At 69.6% G+C, this 17,499-nt stretch carries 19 protein-coding genes; 10 read left to right on the top strand and 9 right to left on the bottom strand.

Going from position 1 to position 17,499, the window contains the following annotated elements; translation table 11 throughout:
- The first annotated feature begins 146 nt into the window (after positions 1 to 146).
- Positions 147 to 776, top strand: coding sequence for a hypothetical protein (locus tag MRBLWH7_RS07060; protein WP_342000557.1), 630 nt, complete (start codon positions 147 to 149; stop codon positions 774 to 776).
- Between the two features lie 178 nt (positions 777 to 954).
- Here the strand turns inward: MRBLWH7_RS07060 and MRBLWH7_RS07055 are convergent, their stop codons facing one another.
- Positions 955 to 3,099 (bottom strand): S9 family peptidase, encoded by a 2,145-nt coding sequence (locus tag MRBLWH7_RS07055; RefSeq protein WP_342000555.1) that lies wholly within the window; start codon positions 3,097 to 3,099, stop codon positions 955 to 957.
- A 156-nt stretch (positions 3,100 to 3,255) separates the two neighbouring features.
- Here MRBLWH7_RS07055 and MRBLWH7_RS07050 point away from each other — a divergent pair, with 156 nt between their 5' ends.
- From MRBLWH7_RS07050 to MRBLWH7_RS07030, 5 genes are all read left to right on the top strand, one after another.
- Complete coding sequence (locus tag MRBLWH7_RS07050) at positions 3,256 to 4,560, top strand: inorganic phosphate transporter (protein WP_342000554.1); 1,305 nt, start codon at positions 3,256 to 3,258, stop codon at positions 4,558 to 4,560.
- On the top strand, positions 4,557 to 4,886 hold the full coding sequence (locus MRBLWH7_RS07045) for a peptidase (RefSeq protein ID WP_342000552.1): 330 nt from the start codon (positions 4,557 to 4,559) through the stop codon (positions 4,884 to 4,886). The genes MRBLWH7_RS07050 and MRBLWH7_RS07045 overlap by 4 nt, the downstream gene beginning before the upstream one ends.
- Positions 4,887 to 4,939: 53 nt before the next feature.
- Positions 4,940 to 5,851 (top strand): metallophosphoesterase, encoded by a 912-nt coding sequence (locus tag MRBLWH7_RS07040; protein ID WP_342000550.1) that lies wholly within the window; start codon positions 4,940 to 4,942, stop codon positions 5,849 to 5,851.
- Positions 5,852 to 5,997: 146 nt separating this feature from the next.
- The gene (locus MRBLWH7_RS07035) at positions 5,998 to 7,479 is read left to right on the top strand and encodes an aspartate ammonia-lyase (protein ID WP_342000548.1); all 1,482 of its coding nucleotides are present in this window, start codon (positions 5,998 to 6,000) and stop codon (positions 7,477 to 7,479) included.
- A gap of 61 nt (positions 7,480 to 7,540) precedes the next feature.
- Entirely contained in the window at positions 7,541 to 8,098 is a 558-nt protein-coding gene (locus MRBLWH7_RS07030; protein ID WP_342000545.1) for a DUF4190 domain-containing protein, read from the top strand.
- A 52-nt stretch (positions 8,099 to 8,150) separates the two neighbouring features.
- Here MRBLWH7_RS07030 and MRBLWH7_RS07025 read toward each other — a convergent pair whose 3' ends face one another.
- Positions 8,151 to 9,014: a fumarylacetoacetate hydrolase family protein gene (locus tag MRBLWH7_RS07025; protein WP_342000543.1), complete on the bottom strand. Its 864-nt coding sequence runs from the start codon at positions 9,012 to 9,014 to the stop codon at positions 8,151 to 8,153.
- Between the two features lie 86 nt (positions 9,015 to 9,100).
- On the opposite strand from MRBLWH7_RS07025, the gene MRBLWH7_RS07020 reads away from it, so the two are divergent.
- From MRBLWH7_RS07020 to MRBLWH7_RS07010, 3 genes are all read left to right on the top strand, one after another.
- Positions 9,101 to 10,327 carry a PrsW family intramembrane metalloprotease gene (locus tag MRBLWH7_RS07020; protein WP_342000541.1) on the top strand — a complete coding sequence of 409 codons (1,227 nt, stop codon included), beginning with the start codon at positions 9,101 to 9,103 and terminating at the stop codon, positions 10,325 to 10,327.
- A 197-nt stretch (positions 10,328 to 10,524) separates the two neighbouring features.
- Positions 10,525 to 10,893, top strand: coding sequence for an FKBP-type peptidyl-prolyl cis-trans isomerase (locus MRBLWH7_RS07015; protein WP_342000539.1), 369 nt, complete (start codon positions 10,525 to 10,527; stop codon positions 10,891 to 10,893).
- Positions 10,894 to 11,085: 192 nt separating this feature from the next.
- Positions 11,086 to 11,649 carry a YceI family protein gene (locus MRBLWH7_RS07010; protein WP_342000537.1) on the top strand — a complete coding sequence of 188 codons (564 nt, stop codon included), beginning with the start codon at positions 11,086 to 11,088 and terminating at the stop codon, positions 11,647 to 11,649.
- Between the two features lie 96 nt (positions 11,650 to 11,745).
- On the opposite strand, the gene MRBLWH7_RS07005 is transcribed toward MRBLWH7_RS07010, so the two are convergent.
- Both MRBLWH7_RS07005 and MRBLWH7_RS07000 read right to left on the bottom strand, forming a co-directional pair.
- A complete protein-coding gene (locus MRBLWH7_RS07005; RefSeq protein ID WP_342000536.1) occupies positions 11,746 to 12,687 on the bottom strand; it encodes a DMT family transporter in 942 nt (313 codons plus the stop codon).
- Positions 12,688 to 12,804: 117 nt separating this feature from the next.
- Positions 12,805 to 13,026, bottom strand: coding sequence for a DUF167 domain-containing protein (locus tag MRBLWH7_RS07000; RefSeq protein ID WP_342000534.1), 222 nt, complete (start codon positions 13,024 to 13,026; stop codon positions 12,805 to 12,807).
- 144 nt (positions 13,027 to 13,170) lie between these two features.
- On the opposite strand from MRBLWH7_RS07000, the gene rpsO reads away from it, so the two are divergent.
- Complete coding sequence (gene rpsO / locus MRBLWH7_RS06995; protein WP_005048780.1) at positions 13,171 to 13,440, top strand: 30S ribosomal protein S15; 270 nt, start codon at positions 13,171 to 13,173, stop codon at positions 13,438 to 13,440.
- A gap of 126 nt (positions 13,441 to 13,566) precedes the next feature.
- On the opposite strand, the gene MRBLWH7_RS06990 is transcribed toward rpsO, so the two are convergent.
- The 5 genes from MRBLWH7_RS06990 to MRBLWH7_RS06970 all read right to left on the bottom strand — a co-directional run bounded on the left by MRBLWH7_RS06990 (position 13,567) and on the right by MRBLWH7_RS06970 (position 17,423).
- Complete coding sequence (locus tag MRBLWH7_RS06990) at positions 13,567 to 13,785, bottom strand: hypothetical protein (RefSeq protein WP_342002201.1); 219 nt, start codon at positions 13,783 to 13,785, stop codon at positions 13,567 to 13,569.
- The gene (locus tag MRBLWH7_RS06985; protein ID WP_342000532.1) at positions 13,683 to 14,072 is read right to left on the bottom strand and encodes a 5'/3'-nucleotidase SurE; all 390 of its coding nucleotides are present in this window, start codon (positions 14,070 to 14,072) and stop codon (positions 13,683 to 13,685) included. Before MRBLWH7_RS06985 ends, MRBLWH7_RS06990 begins: the two co-directional genes overlap by 103 nt.
- Complete coding sequence (locus MRBLWH7_RS06980) at positions 14,069 to 15,091, bottom strand: PfkB family carbohydrate kinase (protein WP_342000530.1); 1,023 nt, start codon at positions 15,089 to 15,091, stop codon at positions 14,069 to 14,071. Before MRBLWH7_RS06980 ends, MRBLWH7_RS06985 begins: the two co-directional genes overlap by 4 nt.
- Before the next feature lie 69 nt (positions 15,092 to 15,160).
- Positions 15,161 to 16,183 carry a 2-oxoglutarate and iron-dependent oxygenase domain-containing protein gene (locus MRBLWH7_RS06975; protein ID WP_342000529.1) on the bottom strand — a complete coding sequence of 341 codons (1,023 nt, stop codon included), beginning with the start codon at positions 16,181 to 16,183 and terminating at the stop codon, positions 15,161 to 15,163.
- A 97-nt stretch (positions 16,184 to 16,280) separates the two neighbouring features.
- Positions 16,281 to 17,423, bottom strand: a complete 1,143-nt coding sequence (locus MRBLWH7_RS06970; protein ID WP_342000526.1) for an epoxide hydrolase — start codon at positions 17,421 to 17,423, stop codon at positions 16,281 to 16,283.
- Between the last annotated feature and the right edge of the window lie 76 nt (positions 17,424 to 17,499).

Genomic DNA, 17,499 nt, shown 5'->3' with positions numbered 1-17,499 from the left:
ACTACGCGCCGCGCCTGGCCTCGTGGCAGTTCTTCAGCCACGAGACGGTGTTCGCTCTGATCGGCGCACCGACGCCGGAGTGGCCATACCGCCCTGCTCTCCACGTATCCGCCCACCGACCCGCTCGAGAACCCCGCACTGCCGGTGTGATCGGGCACCGATTGCAGCTGCGCGAACCGGCGACGCTGCTCCTTCCGAATGGGCTGCCGATCGAGCACCCGGTGCGGGCGTGGCGACAGACGGCCACGCTCTGGCCTTTCATCGATCTGGTGGCGTCGGCCGACTTCCTGGTCAGCGACCGCGGCCGTCGGCCTATCGCATCGTTCGATGAGCTGCGCGCCGAGGTTGACGCGATGGGCGACATGCGCGGTGGCATCCTGCGCAAAGCGCTCGTGAGAGCGCGAGGAGGCGTGCGGTCGCCGCGGGAGACCCGCCTGCGTCTTCTTCTGGTGGATGCGGGCTTGCCAGAACCGGAGATCAACTGGACGCTGCGGGATCACCGTGGATCTGGTGTCGCCGAACTCGACCTCGCCTACCCGCGATGGCGCGTCGCACCCGAGTACGACGGACGCGTCCATGCGGACGACGCCCGGCAATTCGCCAAAGACGCCGACCGCTGGGATCTCATCCGCAGTCTCGGCTGGGATCACGTTCGGATCCTCAATCACCATATGCGTGGCCGCGGCGACTTAGCCGTCGCGAAAGTGCGGGATGCCCTCACCCGGGCAGGCTGGCGCCCTGGCCACGCGCAGCGTGTCCCGCTTTCCTTCGCATAGAGCCGGCTCATCGGCAGAAACTGGGACACGAGCGCTGCGAAGTGGGACACCCTTCGGGGGCGAGGAGAAACCGCAGGCAGTCGGTGGGAGGAGAACCGCAGGCAGGATGACGGATGCCTCGGCCCCGGGCGCAGCGCGCCGGGCCGAGGCATCCGCTCTGTCACTGCCAGTGCAGGGCTCAGGCGTCGGCGACGCCGAGCACGTCCAGGAGCCACGCGAGCTCGAAGGCGCGCTCGCGCCAGGCGTTGTAGCGGCCCGAGACGCCGCCGTGACCGGCGACCATCTCGCACTTGAGCAGGGCGTCGGCGCCGACCTCCCGCAGGCGCGCGACCCACTTCGCCGGCTCGACGTACAGCACGCGGGTGTCATTGAGCGACGTGACCGCGAGGATCCTCGGGTACGCAGCATCCGTCCGCACGTTCTCGTACGGCGAGTACGACTTCATGTAGGCGTAGACGTCGGCGTTGTGGAGCGGGTCGCCCCACTCGTCCCACTCGATGACCGTCAGCGGCAGCGACGGGTCGAGGATCGTGGTCAGCGCGTCGACGAACGGGACGTCGGCGAGGACGCCGGCGAAGAGCTCGGGTGCGAGGTTGGCGACGGCGCCCATGAGCAGCCCTCCCGCGGAGCCGCCCTCGGCGACGAGCTGGGAGGGCGTCGTGTAGCCGTTGTCGATCAGATGCAGCGCGCTGTCGACGAAGTCGGTGAAGGTGTTGCGCTTGTTGAGGAGCTTGCCGTCCTCGTACCACTGGCGGCCCATCTCGCCGCCGCCGCGCACGTGTGCGACCGCGAACACGACGCCGCGGTCGAGTTCCGACAGGCGCGGCACCGAGAAACCGGGCTCGATCGAGTGCTCGTACGAGCCGTACCCGTACAGGTGCACCGGGCGGGGTGCGACGCCCGCGTCGCCGAACGACTTCTTGTAGACGAGCGAGATGGGGATCTGCGTGCCGTCCTGCGCGGTCGCCCACACACGCGCCTGCGCGTAGTCGTCGGGCTCGTAGCCGCCGAGCACCGGCTGACGCTTGCGCAGGTGCAGTTCGCGTGTGGCGACGTCGAGGTCGTAGACCGTGCCGGGCGTGACGAATGAGCCGTAGCCGAGCCGCAGCAGAGGAGGAGCCCACTCCGGGTTGCCGCCGGTGCCCACGGAGTAGAGCGGTTCGTCGAACGTGATCTCGTCGACGCCGCCCGTCGCGTAGTCGAGCATGCCGAGGCGCGCGAGGCCGCCGCGGCGGTAGCCCACGACCCCCCAGTCGCGGAACGTCGAGACGCCCAGCAGGCGCTCGCCGGGACGGTGCGGGATCACGACGGAACGGTCGCCGGAGGGATCGGATGCTGCCACCCGCACCAGCTCGAAGTCCAGGGCTGCGTCGTTGTGGAGGATGAAGAGGACGTCCTCACCGTCGACGACGGCGTGCTCGGAGTCGTACTCGACGCCCTCGTTGCGCGGCCAGACCACGCGCGGTTCGCCCCGGAGGTCGTCAGCATCCAGGAGCCATTCCTCCGACGTGATGGACGAACCCAGACCGATGACGAGGAAGCGGTCGCTGCGGGTGAACCCGGCGCCGACCCAGTACTTCTCGTCGGGCTCGTGAAAGAGCTTCGCGTCGTCGGCGCCGGCTGTGCCGAGCTCATGCAGCCAGACGGTGTCGGGGCGCCACGCGTCGTCGACCGTGGTGTAGACGATGAAGCGGCCGTCGGGGGAGAAGGTCGCGCCGGCGAACGTGTCGGGAATCTCGTCGGGGAGCTGCTCACCGGTCACGAGGTTGCGCACCCGCACGGTGTAGCGCTCGTCGCCCGCGACGTCGACGCCGTAGAGCATGAGCGTGCCGTCGTTCGACACCTCGAAGCTGCCCAGCGAGAAGAACTCATGGCCCTCGGCCTCGACGTTGCCGTCGAGGAGGATCTGCTCCCCCGCGACCTCCACGTCGGGGGAGAGCTCCGGCGGCGTCCAGTCCTCGGCGGACGCGAGCGGGGCGCGGCACTGGATGCCGTACTGCTTGCCCTCGACAGTGCGCCCGTAGTACCACCAGTCGCCGCGGCGAGTCGGCACCGAGAGGTCGGTCTCGAGCGTGCGGCCCTTGATCTCGCCGAAGATGCGCTCCCGCAGACCCTCGAGGTGGGCGGTGCGCTGCTGCGTGTACGCGTTCTCGGCTTCGAGATGCGCGATGACGGCGGCGTCCTCCTTCTCGCGGAACCACTCGTAGCGGTCTTCGACGTCATCGCCGTGATGCGACCGGACGGTGATCCTGCTGTCCGCGACGGGCGGACGGATGCCGGAGACAGGGGTGGACGAAGAGGGTGCGGAGTCGCTGAGAGTCACCGTTCCACGCTAGTCGCCTCCGAGTTGACCGTCAGGAACGCCGATGTAGGATCTTCCTGGCCGGTTGCCGGTTCCTGAACTCTTGGTGAACTGTTCGTTCGTCGCGCCGATCTCGTCGGCACACCCTTCTCCACTCCTCCTCCCCGAAAGCGAACGGTGGAAACCGCAACCCTCATCATCGTTCTGGTGATCGCGCTCGCGCTGTTCTTCGATTTCACGAACGGCTTCCACGACACCGCGAACGCGATGGCGACGCCCATCGCCACCGGCGCGCTCAAGCCCAAGACCGCTGTGCTCCTGGCCGCCGCCCTCAATCTGGTCGGCGCCTTCCTGTCGACGGAGGTCGCCCAGACGATCTCGGGCGGCATCATCAACGAGGAGCAGATCTCTCACGACATCTTCCCGGAGATCATCCTCGCCGGCCTCATCGGCGCGATCACGTGGAACATGCTCACGTGGCTCCTGGGTCTTCCCTCTTCGTCGTCCCACGCCCTGTTCGGCGGGCTCATCGGCGCGACGATCGTCGGCGTCGGCGTGACCGCGGTGAACTTCGGCGTGGTGATGTCGAAGGTGATCCTGCCGGCGTTCATCGCGCCGGTCACGGCCGGCGTCATCGCGTTCACCGCGACGAAGCTCGCCTATGTTCTCACGCGGCGCTACGACAGCAAGCCCGACGGACGCGACGGGTTCCGGTTCGGTCAGATCTTCACGTCGTCGCTGGTGGCGCTGGCCCACGGCACGAACGACGCGCAGAAGACGATGGGCATCATCACGCTCCTCCTCATCACCGCGGGACTGCAGTCGGCATCGAACCCCGAGCCGCAGACGTGGGTGGTGTTCGCGTGTGCGATCACGATCGCGCTGGGCACCTACATGGGCGGCTGGCGCATCATCCGCACGCTCGGCAAGGGCCTCACCGAGGTCAAGCCGGCGCAGGGCTTCGCCGCCGAGGCGTCCACGGCATCGACGATCCTCGCCTCCAGCGCGCTCGGCTTCGCGCTGTCGACGACGCAGGTCGCATCGGGTTCGGTCATCGGCTCCGGCCTCGGACGCCGCGGTTCGCAGGTGCGGTGGCGCACCGCCGGCCGCATCATGGTCGGCTGGATCCTCACGCTGCCTGCGGCCGGTGCCGTCGGCGCCGCCGCGGCGCTCATCGTCGTGTGGCTCCCGGTGTGGGGCGTGATCATCGACGCCGTGCTCGCGGTCCTCATCATCCTCGCCCTCTTCCTGCGTTCGCGCCGCGATGAGGTCACCGCATCGAACGCGATGAGCGAGGTCGCCGACTCCGGCCGGGCCGTCAAGGTCAAGCGCAACCCGCCGCCCACGCGTCGCCAGCGCGCCATCGCGCGCGAGGAGGCGCGCCGCGTGTCCGCGGCACAGGCGGCGGCGAAGAAGGCCGCCAAAGCAGCGAAGACCGCCGATCGATCCGAGAGCGGACCGAAGGACGGAGGCGCGCGATGACCATCAACTGGCTCGCATTCGTACAGGTGTTCGTCGCGGCATTCCTCTCGGCGGTCGTGGTGGTCTCGTTCTACGCGATGGGCCTCCGGCTGCTGGTGCGTGCCGGCCGTGCGCCGGTGGTCGCCCCGGCGGAGTTCACCGACGCCATCACCGTCATCTCCGAGAAGGAGGCTCGGCGCGCCGAGAAGGCCGCCGCGAAGGCGGCCAAGCGCAGCCCGCTCACCGACGGCCAGAAGCGATTCGCCCTCATCGGCGCCTACGCGTGCTTCGCGGTCTGCGCCGGGGCGGTGCTCGGCGGACTGCTGCTCATCGTCTTCAACCACTGAGCGAGCCGCGTCGGGGCTGAACGTCGTCGGCGCCACCGCCTAGGCTGAGGCCCATGGCCACCGCCGCACCCGTCCAGTTCGGTCAGTATCCGCCGGCGCGGCGCACGCTGCTCCATGTGAGCGATACGCATCTGCTCGCGGGCAACGTGCCGCTCGGCGGCCGTTTCGACACGGCGGCGAATCTCGCCGGTGCTCTCGAGGCGGCCGAGGCCACCGGCATCCGTCCCGACGCCATCGTGTTCACCGGCGACCTGACGGATCTCGGCGAGCCGGAGGCGTACGTGGCGCTGCGCGCGGCGGTGGAGCCGGTCGCGGAGCGGCTCGGCGCCCCGGTGGTGTGGCTCGCCGGCAACCACGACGAGCGGCCCGCCCTGCGCCGTGACCTCCTCGGGCTCGAACCTACCGAGGAACCCGTCACCGGCGTCTGGGATCTCGGCGGTCTCCGGCTCATCGGCCTGGACTCGACGGTCCCCGGCTGGCACCACGGTGATCTCGACCACGGGCAGCTCGAGTGGCTGCGCTACGAGCTGGCGACACCCGCCCCGCTGGGCACGATCCTCGCGCTGCACCATCCGCCGCTGCCGTCGCACGTGCCGCTGTTCGACATCCTGGAGCTCCGGGACCAGGGGAGACTCGCCGACGTGATCGCCGGCACCGACGTGCGCGCGATCCTCGCGGGGCACCTGCACTACTCGACGAGCGGCACGTTCGCGGGCGTCCCGGTGAGCGTCGCCGCGGCCACCTGCTACACGATGAACCTCGCGCGGCCCGCGGTCGACGTCAACGGCATGGATGCCGGCCAGTCGTTCCACCTCGTGCACGTGTACGACGACACCATCACACACGCCGTCGTCCCCGTCGCGGAGGCGCCCACCGGCGACGTCTTCTCCGCGGAATGGGTCGAGCGGATGTCGCGGCTCACGCCCGAGGAGCGGCTCGAGGCGTTCTCGCGCAAACGTCGCTGACGCGGTTCTCGTCGCCCCGCGACCGCCGCGGTGTACGGAAGAGCCTGGCGTCGTGTACGCGGTGTACACCACGGTCGGCAGGCGCCGCGGGTAGGCTCGAAGCATCCCCGCACACCGCTGTGAACGACCCACGAGGACTGCAACACATGGCTCTGGACGCAACGACGCGAACCCGCATCGAGACCGACTCCTTGGGATCCCTGGAGATCCCCGCCGACGCGTATTGGGGCATCCACACCGCCCGAGCGCTCGAGAACTTCCCGATCTCGAAGAGGCCGATCTCGGTCTACCCCGACCTGGTGCGGGGGCTGGCGATGGTCAAGCAGGCGTCGGCCCGCGCGAACCGTGAGATCGGCGTGCTCGACCCCGCCAAGGCCGACCTCATCGACCGCGCCGCGCAGCTCGTCATCGACGGCGACTTCCACGATCAGTTCGTCGTGGGCGTCATCCAGGGCGGCGCCGGCACGTCGACCAACATGAACGCGAACGAGGTCATCACCAACATCGCTCTCGAGCTGGCAGGTCGGCCCAAGGGCGACTACGCCTTCCTGTCGCCGATCGACGACACCAACCGCAGCCAGTCGACGAACGACGTCTACCCGACCGCGATCAAAGTGGGCCTCGGTCTCGACCTGAAGACCCTGCTCGAGGAGCTCGATCTGCTCCGCCGCGCATTCCTCGCGAAGGCCGTCGAATTCCACGACGTGCTCAAGGTCGGGCGCACCCAGCTGCAGGACGCCGTGCCGATGACGCTCGGCCAGGAGTTCCACGGGTTCGCCACGACGCTCGGCTACGACCACCAGCGCCTCACCGAGAACGCCTACCTGCTGTACGAGGTCAACATGGGCGCGACGGCGATCGGCACCGGAATCACGACCCACTCGTCGTACGCCTCCGCCGTGCTCCGCCACCTGCGGGAGATCTCGAGACTCGACCTCGCCACCGCGACCGACCTGGTCGAGTCGACCAGCGACACCGGGTCGTTCATGTCGTTCTCGGCGTCGCTGAAGCGCAACGCGATCAAGCTGTCGAAGATCTGCAACGATCTGCGCCTGCTCTCGTCGGGTCCACAGGCGGGCTTCGGCGAGATCAACCTGCCCGCGCGGCAGGCGGGGTCCAGCATCATGCCCGGCAAAGTGAACCCCGTCATCCCGGAGGTCGTCAACCAGGTGGCGTTCTCCGTCGCCGGCGCCGACCTCACGGTGACGATGGCGGTCGAAGGCGGCCAGCTGCAGCTCAACGCGTTCGAGCCGGTCATCGCGCACTCGATCTTCCAGTCCATCACCTGGCTGCGCCAGGCGATGTACACACTTCGGGTCAACTGCGTCGACGGCATCACCGCCAACCGTGAGCGGCTCGGCGCCATGGTCGGCTCGTCGGTCGGCGTGATCACCGCCCTCACTCCGTTCATCGGCTATGCGGCCGCCGCGGCGCTCGCGAAGACCGCGCTGCTCACCGGGCGCGGCGTCGCCGATCTCGTCGTCGAGGCCGGCCTCATGTCGCGCGACGAGGTCACCAAGCAGCTCTCGCCCGCGCGTCTGTCGGGGCTCGAGACCATCACCGCCGCGATCCCGGTCGTGGGAGCGACCGACGAGATCGTCGAGGAGGCTCCGGCGGACACGCGCTGACCGGTTGCCGCGGGCGGCTCCCGGTCGATAGCGTCAGGGAGACTCGAACGAAAGGCGAGAAATGACCGATCCGCAGAACCCCGCCGCACCGGAGCCGCCGCAGCAGCCCGCGTCGCCCACTGCGTCTCAGCCGCCCGCCGACGCTCCGTCCGCTCCCTCGATGCAGCCCCCTGCTCCCGCTCCGGGCTACACCGGGCCCGCGACGCCCGCCGCTCAGCCAGAGTACGCGGCCGCCCCGCCGGCGTATCCGGCGGGCGCGCCCGCCTACAGCGCAGCGCCGCCCGCGGCGTACGGTGCACCGGCCGCCGCGCCCGTGCCGGGCAAGACCCTCGGCATCGTCGCGTTCATCCTGTCGTTCTTCGTGCAACTGATCGCGCTCATCCTCGGCATCGTCGCGCTCGTGCAGAGCCGCAAGGCCGGCGTCAAGAACGGTTTCGCCCTCGCCGCCATCATCATCAGCGCCGTGCTGATGGTCCTCGGCGTCATCCTGTTCTTCGCCATCGTCGTACCGCTGCTCACGTTCTCGGCCGAGGTGCTGCAGGCCTGCCAGGCGGTGGACTTCTCGGGCACGGTGGAGGTGCGCGGCCTCCCCGTCGACTGTTCCACGGTCTCGCGCTGACGGACTCCGGCGGCGGGCTGCTCCACGGAGCGCTCGCCGCCGCCGCGCGATCTCAGCCGAGGATGCGGCAGTGCGTCGTGAGCGCGCCGATGCCGTCGATCCCGACCGTGACCGTGGAGCGGTCGCGGAGGAACACCTGTGGATCCCGCGAGTAGCCGGCGCCGCCGGGGCTGCCTGTCGAGATCAGCGTTCCCGGGAGCAGCGTCGCCGACTTCGACAGATGCGAGATCAGCGTCGCGACGGGCCGCACCATCTGGCCGGTGGTCGCATCCTGCAGGGTGGTGCCGTCGAGCACCGTCCAGATGTGGAGGTCCTGCGGGTCGGGGATCTCGTCCGCGGTGACCACGAACGGGCCCGTCGGCGTGAACCCGTCGAAGGACTTGCAGCGCGACCACTGCGCCTCGGAGTACTGGATGTCGCGTGCGGTGATGTCGTTGACCACCGTGTAGCCCCAGACGTGGTCGAGGGCATTCTCGGGGCCCACGTCCTTCGCGGGGGTGCCGATGATGACGCCGAGCTCGGCCTCGTAGTCGACCGACTCGCTGAGCGATCGCGGCCAGATCGTCGTGTGGTCGTGACCGGCGAGCGAGTTCGGCCAGAGCACGAACACCGTCGGCGTCGAGTCCGTCTTCAGCCCGAGCTCGCTGGAGTGAGCCGCGTAGTTGAGCCCGATCGCGAGGATGACCGGGGGAGCCAGGACGGCAGACGCGAAACCCATTCCGTCGAGCGGATGCCGCGTGCCCTGCCCCGCGGCATCCCGCACGCGTGCGAGCATGCCGTCGCCGCCGGCGATGAGCTCCTCGAGCACGCGGGGTGCTCCGTCGAACAGCTCCTCGACGATCGCCACCTCGTCGCCCTCGACGAGAGCGAGTCTCGGCTCGCCCGACTCCGGTGGCACGACATGGGCGAAGCGCATTCCCCCAACCTAGCCGCCGGGGTGCGCGAGCGGGCCGTCCACAGCCCGTATGACGGGTGCGCGTTCTGCACCCATAGGCTGTGCGCATGACGCTCGACCCCGGTGCCTCCCGTCCCCGGCCCTCGCTCACGCCGCCGGAATTCGCCTCCGCGCTCGCGCAGCCGCGCGTCGCGGCGCCTGCGCCGATCACGCCGCCCGCGACCTCGCCCGCGCCCGTGCAGATCCCCACCGCCGCCGCATCGCGCCGCGGACGCAGCGCATCGATCTGGATCATCGGCGTCCTGGTGCTCGCTCTGATCGTGCTGGTGGCGTACTTCCTCAACGCGCTGGGCCCGGCGGCGTCGCTCATCGGCATGGTGCTCGCGGTCGTGCCACTCGTGGGAGTGCTGCTCGCGGTGCGGATCGTCGATCGCTGGGAGCCCGAGCCCCGCGGACTGCTCGTTCTCGCGATCGCGTGGGGGGCGATCGCCGCCGTGGCCATCACGCTCGGCGTCGACCTCCTGCTGTCGATGGTCTTCGGACCGGCCACCGGGGCTCGCGAGGTGCTGCAGACGGTCGTCCAGGCCCCGGTCGTCGAGGAGTTCGCGAAGGGGCTCGGCGTCTTCCTCATCTTCGCGACGGCCCGGCGCGCGTTCGACGGCCCGGTCGACGGCATCGTCTACGGCGCACTCGTGGGTGCCGGATTCGCGTTCACCGAGAACATCCAGTACTTCGCCGTGAGCTTCATCGAGGGCGGCGCGGCCGAGACGACCACGACGTTCTTCCTGCGCGGCATCCTGTCGCCGTTCGCGCACGTCATGTTCACGAGCGTCACCGGCTTCGCTCTCGGTCTCGCCGCGCGGCGGGGTCTGCCGGCCGGGCAGGCGATCGGGCCTGGACTGCTCGGGCTCGCGGGCGCCATCGCGCTGCACGCGTTCTGGAACGGGTCGGCGATGTTCGGCGACTTCTTCTTCCTCTATCTGACGCTGCAGGTGCCGCTGTTCATCGGATTCATTCTCGGGATCGTCGCGCTCCGACGGGAGGAGTCGCGACTCACCCGGCGCCGACTGGGCGAGTACGCCGCCGCGGGATGGTTCACGCCGCAGGAGGTCGACATGCTCGCGACCTCCGCCGGACGCAAGGCCGCGCTCGCGTGGGCGCAGACGCTGCGAGGGGACCGGACGACGCTCATGAAGACCTTCATCGCGGATGCTGCGGCCCTGGCCGCGACCCGTCAGCGGGCGATCACGGGGCGCGACCCGCAGGCCGCGGGGGAAGAGCGGGACCTGCTGGCGAAGACCGCGGCGACCCGCGCGGCGATGTTCGCCCCGTAGCCCCCGGCGTCGGTGCAACCCGCGCATACCAAGACTCAGCGCTCGGTGCCGCGGCGATGCCTGCGTGTCAACCGAGCGCTGAGTTGGTCTTTCCCCAGCATGCAGGTGGGGCTGCGCGGGTGTCAAGAGAAGGCCGGCGGTTCCCCTGACGGCGAACTCGCTCGGCGCGCCCGAGCTCCGGGTGGTTGGATGGATGCATGACTGACGACCGCACCAAGCCCGAGATCGACGCACCCGCCGGCCCGGCGCCGGCCGACCTGGTCGTCCGCGACATCGTCGTGGGCGAGGGCGCCGAGGCGAAGCCCGGCGACACCGTGACCGTCCACTACCTGGGCGTCGAGTACGAGACCGGCGAGGAGTTCGACTCGTCGTGGAACCGCGGCGAGAGCATCCAGTTCCCGCTCCGCGGCCTCATCCAGGGCTGGCAGGACGGCATCCCGGGTATGAAGGAGGGCGGTCGGCGCGAGCTCGTCATCCCGCCGCACCTCGCCTACGGCCCGGCCGGTGGCCACTTCCTCGGCGGCAAGACGCTGATCTTCGTCATCGACCTCATCAAGGTCGGCTGAGCGATCCAAGCCTGATCGACACCTCGATCGTCTGGAGGGGACGGATGCGGCGGCATCCGTCCCCTCTGTCGTCCCCCGAAGTTCGCATGTAATTTGCATTCACGGGAATAGAACATCTGCAAGGCTGTGTTGGAACCCGTATGCCCGTCCCCGCGGGCGCCCCACACGGACCTCAACAGACGAAGGACGACAATGACCGACACGACCACGATCGACGTTCCCGGCTACAAGGCGGGCACCTGGGTGCTCGACCCCGCGCACAGCGAGGTCACCTTCAGCGTGCGCCACATGATGATCTCGAAGGTGCGCGGCACCTTCGGCATGAAGAGCGCGACCCTGATCGCCCCCGAGAACCCGCTCGACGCCCAGGTCGAGGCATCCGTCGATGTCACCTCCGTCGACACGAAGGACGAGGGCCGCGACAACCACCTGCGCTCGGCCGACTTCTTCGACACCGAGAACCACCCGACGATGGAGTTCCGCTCGACCGGCGCCCGCGTGGAGAAGGGCGAGTTCCTCGTGGACGGCGACCTCACCATCCGCGGCGTCACCAAGCCCGTCACCTTCGAGTTCGAGTTCGGTGGCTTCGGCACCGACCCGTGGGGCAACTACAAGGCGGGCGCGACCGCCAAGACCGTCGTCAACCGCGAGGACTTCGGCCTCACCTGGAACGCCGCCCTCGAAACCGGCGGCGTGCTGGTCGGCAAGGACGTCACCATCACGCTCGACCTGCAGGGCGCGCTCCAGCAGGACTGACACGCATCACGCGAAGGAGAGCGGATGCCTCGACCCGAGGCATCCGCTCTCCTTCTGCGTCCTGCGCAGCGTGAGGCTCGGCGTTCGGGCGCGGGCTCACCCGAGCGTTCGTCGGCGCAGCCGGTCCTGGGCGAGCAGGATTCCGAGGAACACGACGAGAGCGCCGATCGGCTCGTTCCACGTCACCGTCTCGCCGAGGATCGCGATGCCGAGGATCACCCCGACCACCGGAGTGATGTAGGTCACGGTCGAGGCGCGAGTCGGCCCCCACGCACGCACCGTGTTCTGGTTCCACACGTATGCGATGCCGGTGCCGAGGCACCCGAGCAGCAGCAGGCTCACCACGATCGGGATGTCGAGGCGCACCGGCGTGAGCACGAGGAACGGCGTGAGCAGCGCCATCACGACACCCGCCATCGCGATGTAGCCGAAGGTGAACGCGAGCGCCGACATCCCGGTGTTCGAGACGAAGCGCCGCATGTAGGCGAAGCTGAAGCCGTAGCTCGCGGTCGCGCCGAGGATGGCGAGCTCGGCGACGAGGCTGCCGTCCAGGGCTATGCCCTGCCACGGAGCGATGATCACGACGACACCCAGGATGCCGACACCGATCCCCAGAACCTGCAGCGCCTTCAGGCGCTCGACGCGGAAGACGAGCCACGCCATGATCGCGGTCATGATCGGGGTGGTCGCGTTGAAGATGCTCGCGACGCCGGAGCTGACGTGCTGCTGCGCCCACGAGAACAGCAGGAACGGGATGACGCAGAACGTGAGGCCCAGCACGGTGAGTTGCGCCCACACCTTGAGGCTGCGGGTCAGGTGTTCGCGCCGCAGAAGAACGAGGGCGCCGAGCGTGAGGGTTCCGAGGAGGATGCGGGTCCACGCGACCTGCGCGGGCGAGATACCGGTGAGCGACACCTTCATGAACAGGAAGCTCGCACCCCACACGATCCCCGCGAGCACGAACTGCACCGTGATCCAGCGCGGGGACGGAAGCCTCTCCGCCCGCAGGGCCGGGGGAGGAGTTCGAGTGGAGGTCACGCACGCCACGGTACGCTCGACCACCGACGGCGGAGCCCGCGACGGGATGCGACGTCCGAAATCCGCCGATGTGCGGCGGTCAGGCTACGGCGTGACCGCGGTACCCACCGAGCACTGTCATTCATCGACCTCCACGCGCTTGATGCGCGCGGTGTGGCCTCGAAGGATCGTGACGCGGCTGGGCGCCACGCCGAAATGGGCCGCGAGGACGCGCACGACCCCCTTGTTCGCGGCGCCGTCCACGGCCCGCTCCTTCACGTGGACGACGAGACCGTCGTCGGATGCCTCGACCAGCGGCCCTCGCCGGCTCCCGGCCTTGACGCGGACGGTGTACTGCACGCGTTCGAGCGTACTCGGCGGCCGGTTCGCCGGTGCATCCGTTCGCTGGTAGACTCTTCAGGTTGCCGTTGGATCGGCCGCGGAGAAAGAGAGCTCGCACATCGGGTGACGGGCACCGCGCAACAAGCAGAGAGGGGATCACCTATGGCACTGGAAGCAGACGTCAAGAAGGCGATCATCGAAGAGTACGCGACGCACCCCGGTGACACCGGATCCCCCGAGGTGCAGGTCGCGATGCTGACGCAGCGCATCAAGGACCTCACCGAGCACCTCAAGGAGCACAAGCACGACCACCACTCGCGTCGTGGTCTGTTCCTGCTCGTCGGTCAGCGCCGCCGCCTGCTGGGTTACCTGCAGGACATCGACATCAACCGTTACCGCTCGCTCATCGAGCGCCTCGGTCTGCGCCGCTAGGCGCAGTTCAGATCGAGTAGCCCGCCGAAGGCGGGCGTATCGAGATTTCGATAAGGCATCGACCAGCGTTCAATCGCGCAAAACATTCTTGGAAGGCCTCCCCACGGTGTGGGGAGGCCTTCACCTTCATCGGCGAGCGGATGCGGCGGCATCGGCGAAGCCGAGGGGCACATGCGAGACCGGGTCGAGGCCGGTGAGCGTGACCCACCCGTCGGCGAGGTAGGCGGCGTCGCTGCCCGGCTCTAGTGTGTTCGGCAGGTCTTCGACGGCCAGCCGGATGTGGCCCGCGTCACGCTCGGTGAGCGTCGTCTGCACGATGCCGAACGGCGCGAGCGATGCCTCCACGACGCCGCGGTTCGTCGGCGTGTTGGGTGCGTTGAGGTTGACGACCGTACCGCGGGGCCGCCGCGCACCGCGTAGGCGAGGACACCATCGAGTCCGGGCAGCTCGCGCTGTTCGATCGCGATGCGACCGTCCACTTCTGCAGCGACGATCGATGCGCTCGAGCCGCTCGACTGCCGCATCGGGGCGGCGACCGTCACGTCGAGGCCCGCGTCTCGCGCGAGCTTCGCGAGCACGTGGAGTCCGGGGGCGTCGATGCCGTCGTCGTTGGTGATCAGCGTGCGCGTCATCGCGGCGCCCCCGTGTCGGGCTTCTCGGGATTCGCGAGCGCGGCGAGCCCATCGGGACTGACGTGTCCGGTGACGGGATGGGCGACCCCCGCCGCCGAGGCGTCGACGAGCTCGCGCACGGTCACCGACTCGCGGAGCTGCGCGATGGCATCCGGATCGCCGGTGCCGAGGCCATGCCGGGTGACGTTGAGTGCGCCCGCGGCGGCGCCCGTCACGATCGCCTCGCGTGCGGTCTCGCCTCGCGCGATGCCCGCGGCCACCCCCGCGGTGAGGGAGTCGCCCGCACCGCTGGTGTCGGCCACCGCCATCCGCGGCGACTCGACCTCGATGAACCCGCCGGAGTCCAGCAGCAGGAGCGGGTCGCTTCCGCGCGACACGATGACCGCTGCCGCGCCGCGGCGATGAAGGTCGCGCATGGTCGCCAGCAAGGCAGCGGGGGAGTCGTCGGCGAGCAGTCCGTCCGCGACCAATTCCTCCTCGCTGACCTTGAGCACGTCCACGCCGCCCTCGAGTGCGGCCACGAGGCGCTTGCCGGCGAGGTCGACGACGACCTTCGCGCCGCCCTCGCGCAGGTCCGCGGCGAGTCGGCGGTAGGTGTCAGCGGGCAGGGTCTCGCCACCGGCAGGTCCACTCAGGATCACGAGACCCGAGTGGAGGCCCTCGCGCAGGGCGACGCCGTACAGCTCATCGAGATCGTGGCGCGCGAGCGGCTCGCCGGCGGCCTCGGCGATGATGCGGCGTTCGCCTCCCCGGCGGTCGTGCACGTACGCGGAGCCCGTGCCCTCGCGCTCGACCCCGACGACGGTGAGGTCCTCGTCTTCGAGCAGGTGCCGCAGCATCCGTCCGATCTCACCGGTGAAGGCGCCGCACATCGTGACGGAGACGCCCAGCCGGACCAGCATGCGGGCCTGCCACACGCCCTGGCCGCCGGGGTGCAGGTGGATGTCGGGCTCGCCGTCGTGCTCCTCGACGGTGACCGTGAGCGTCGGGGACGGTGCGAAGATCGTGACGTCGCTCATGCTTCGACGCTAGGCGGGCGCCGTCGCTGAAGCGACCCCCTTGCGGCCCTGCGGGGGCGGTGCAAGGGGTCAGGCGGATGCTTCCGCCCGCGACGCGACGAGATCCGCGTGGTGGATCTCGGCGACGTCGGGGTGCGCGCGAAGGCGTGACTTGAGCGCGTTCTCGCCGTACAGCGCATGGATCGGGTTGGACGGATCCTGCGTGACGCCGCGGGCCTGCGCCGCGAGCTCGTCGGGCAGCTCGATGAGCGGCAGGCGCTTGTCGAGGGCGGGGTTGAAGAAGAACGGCACCGAGATGCGGTCGTCGGGATAGCGCGGCGAGGTCACGCGATGCTTCGTCGCGATGAGGTAGCCCTGGGTCGCGTACTCGAGCAGCTCGCCGATGTTGACGACGAAGGCGCCCGGCACCGGCGGGGCGTCCACCCACTGCCCTTCGCGCTCGACCTGCAGACCTCCCTTGCCGGGCTCGACCCACAGCAGCGTCAGCACGCCGGAGTCCTTGTGGGCGCCGACGCCCTGCTGCGGCGTCGGGTCCTCCTTGCCGGGGTAGCGGACGATCTTGATGAGCGTCGAGGGCTCGCCGAAGTGCTCGTCGAAGTAGTTCTCGGGTGCGCCGAGCGACAGCGCCCAGGCGCGCAGCAGCTTGCGCGCGACGCCCGACAGATGGTCGTGCCACTCTGAGACGACCTCGCGGAGCTCCGGCTGGGCCTCGGGCCACAGGTTCGGGCCGATGAGTCGCGTGAAGTCCGGGGCATCGGCATCCGTCACGGCCTCTCGCTCGGGGCCGATGTCGATCTGCTCGCGCCAGTCGACCTTGCCCTGCGTGCGCTCGCCGCCGATGCGCGTGTACCCGCGGAAGTGCGGGCTGTTGACGTTCTCGATCGCGAGCTTGTCGGCCTCGGGCAGCGCGAAGAAGTCGCGCGCGGCCTGGTGCAGGCGCGCCTCCAGCTCGGGGGAGATGCCTGTTCCCGTCAGGTAGAAGAACCCGACGTCGTGCGTCGCGGCGCGCAGGTCGTCGCGGAACTGTGCGGCGGCCTCGGGTCCCTCGTCGAGCCGGGAGAGGTCGAGGATCGGCAGGTTGAGGTCGGTCATGCTGCGAGAGTAAGCGGATGCCGCGGCCTCCGCCCGTTTGTTGCGCACGGTTAAGCCGGGGCCGCGGGAGCGTCCGCGGCCCCGGCTGCGAGTCGCGTCAGGAGCGCGCGAAGAAGGCTCGGATGTCGCCGACGACGAGCTCGGGGACCTCGAGCGCCGCGTAGTGGCCGCCGCGCTCGAAGCGGCTCCAGTGCACGATGTTCGTGTTGTCGCGCTCGGCGAACACCTTGATCGTCTGGAAGTCGTCCTTGAACACCGCGACACCCGTGCGCGCGTCGCTCACGCGGGGCTCGGCATCCGCCAGGGCGTTGTCGCGGTACGCGCGGCTCATGCCGGCCGAGGCGTTGGCGAACCAGGCGACGCTGACCTCGGTGAGGATCGCATCGAGCGGGACCAGCGACGTGCCGTTGCCGAAGGAGTTGAACAGCTCGGCGTACGCGAGGTGTCCCACCGGGGAGTCCGACAGCGCGGCGGCGATGGTCTGCGGGCGGGCGGCGTTCATGGTGTTGTAGGCGCCGACCGACTGGAACCACTGCATGTGCTCGAGGCCCGCGTAGTCCTGCGGCTCGAGGCGCTCGAATTCCGCCGGGTCGCCCGACGGGAACGAGAACAGCTGCAGCACGTGCAGCCCGAGGAACCCCGCGGGGTCGATGAGGCCGAGCTCCCGCGCGACCATCGCGCCGTTGTCGCTGCCATGGATGCCGTACGAGTCGTAGCCGAGCCGGCGCATGAGCGTGTCGTACGCGGCGGCGACGCGCCCGACCGTCCAGCCCGAGTCGGACACCGGCTGGCTGAAGCCGAAGCCGGGCGCGTCGGGCACGACGACACCGAAGGCGTCCTCGGCACGGCCGCCGTGCGCGACCGGGTCGACGAGCGGCCCGATCATGTCGAGGTAGTCCACGAACGAGCCGGGGTAGGTGTGGGCGAGCAGCAGCGGCGTCGCCCCCGCGTGCGGCGAGCGCACGTGCAGGAAGTGGATGGTCTGCCCGTCGATCTCGGTGGTGAAGTGCGGGAACTCGTTCATGCGCGCCTCGGCGGCGCGCCAGTCGAAGCCGCCGCGCCAGCGCGCGACCGCTTCGGCGAGGTAGCCGTTCGGCGTGCCCGACTCCCAGTCGTCGGACGGTGCCGGCTGCGGCAGCCGCGTGCGCGAGAGACGGTCGGCGAGGTCGTCGAGGTCGGTCTGCGGGACGTCGATGCGGAAGGGGCGGATGGCGGCGGTGGGGGTGGTTGCGTTGTTCATGTCTCCGACGTTACGGTCGAATCAGGCAGGTTATCTTCCTGATATCTGAATCGGTGGCCTGATAGCCAGATCGGTG

Origin of the sequence: Microbacterium sp. LWH7-1.2 (assembly GCF_038397755.1) — a bacterium.
In the GTDB taxonomy this organism is placed as follows: Bacteria; Actinomycetota; Actinomycetes; order Actinomycetales; family Microbacteriaceae; genus Microbacterium.
The sequence above is the reverse complement of the archived record's forward strand: the minus strand, read 5'-3'. Positions and strand labels throughout refer to the sequence as shown.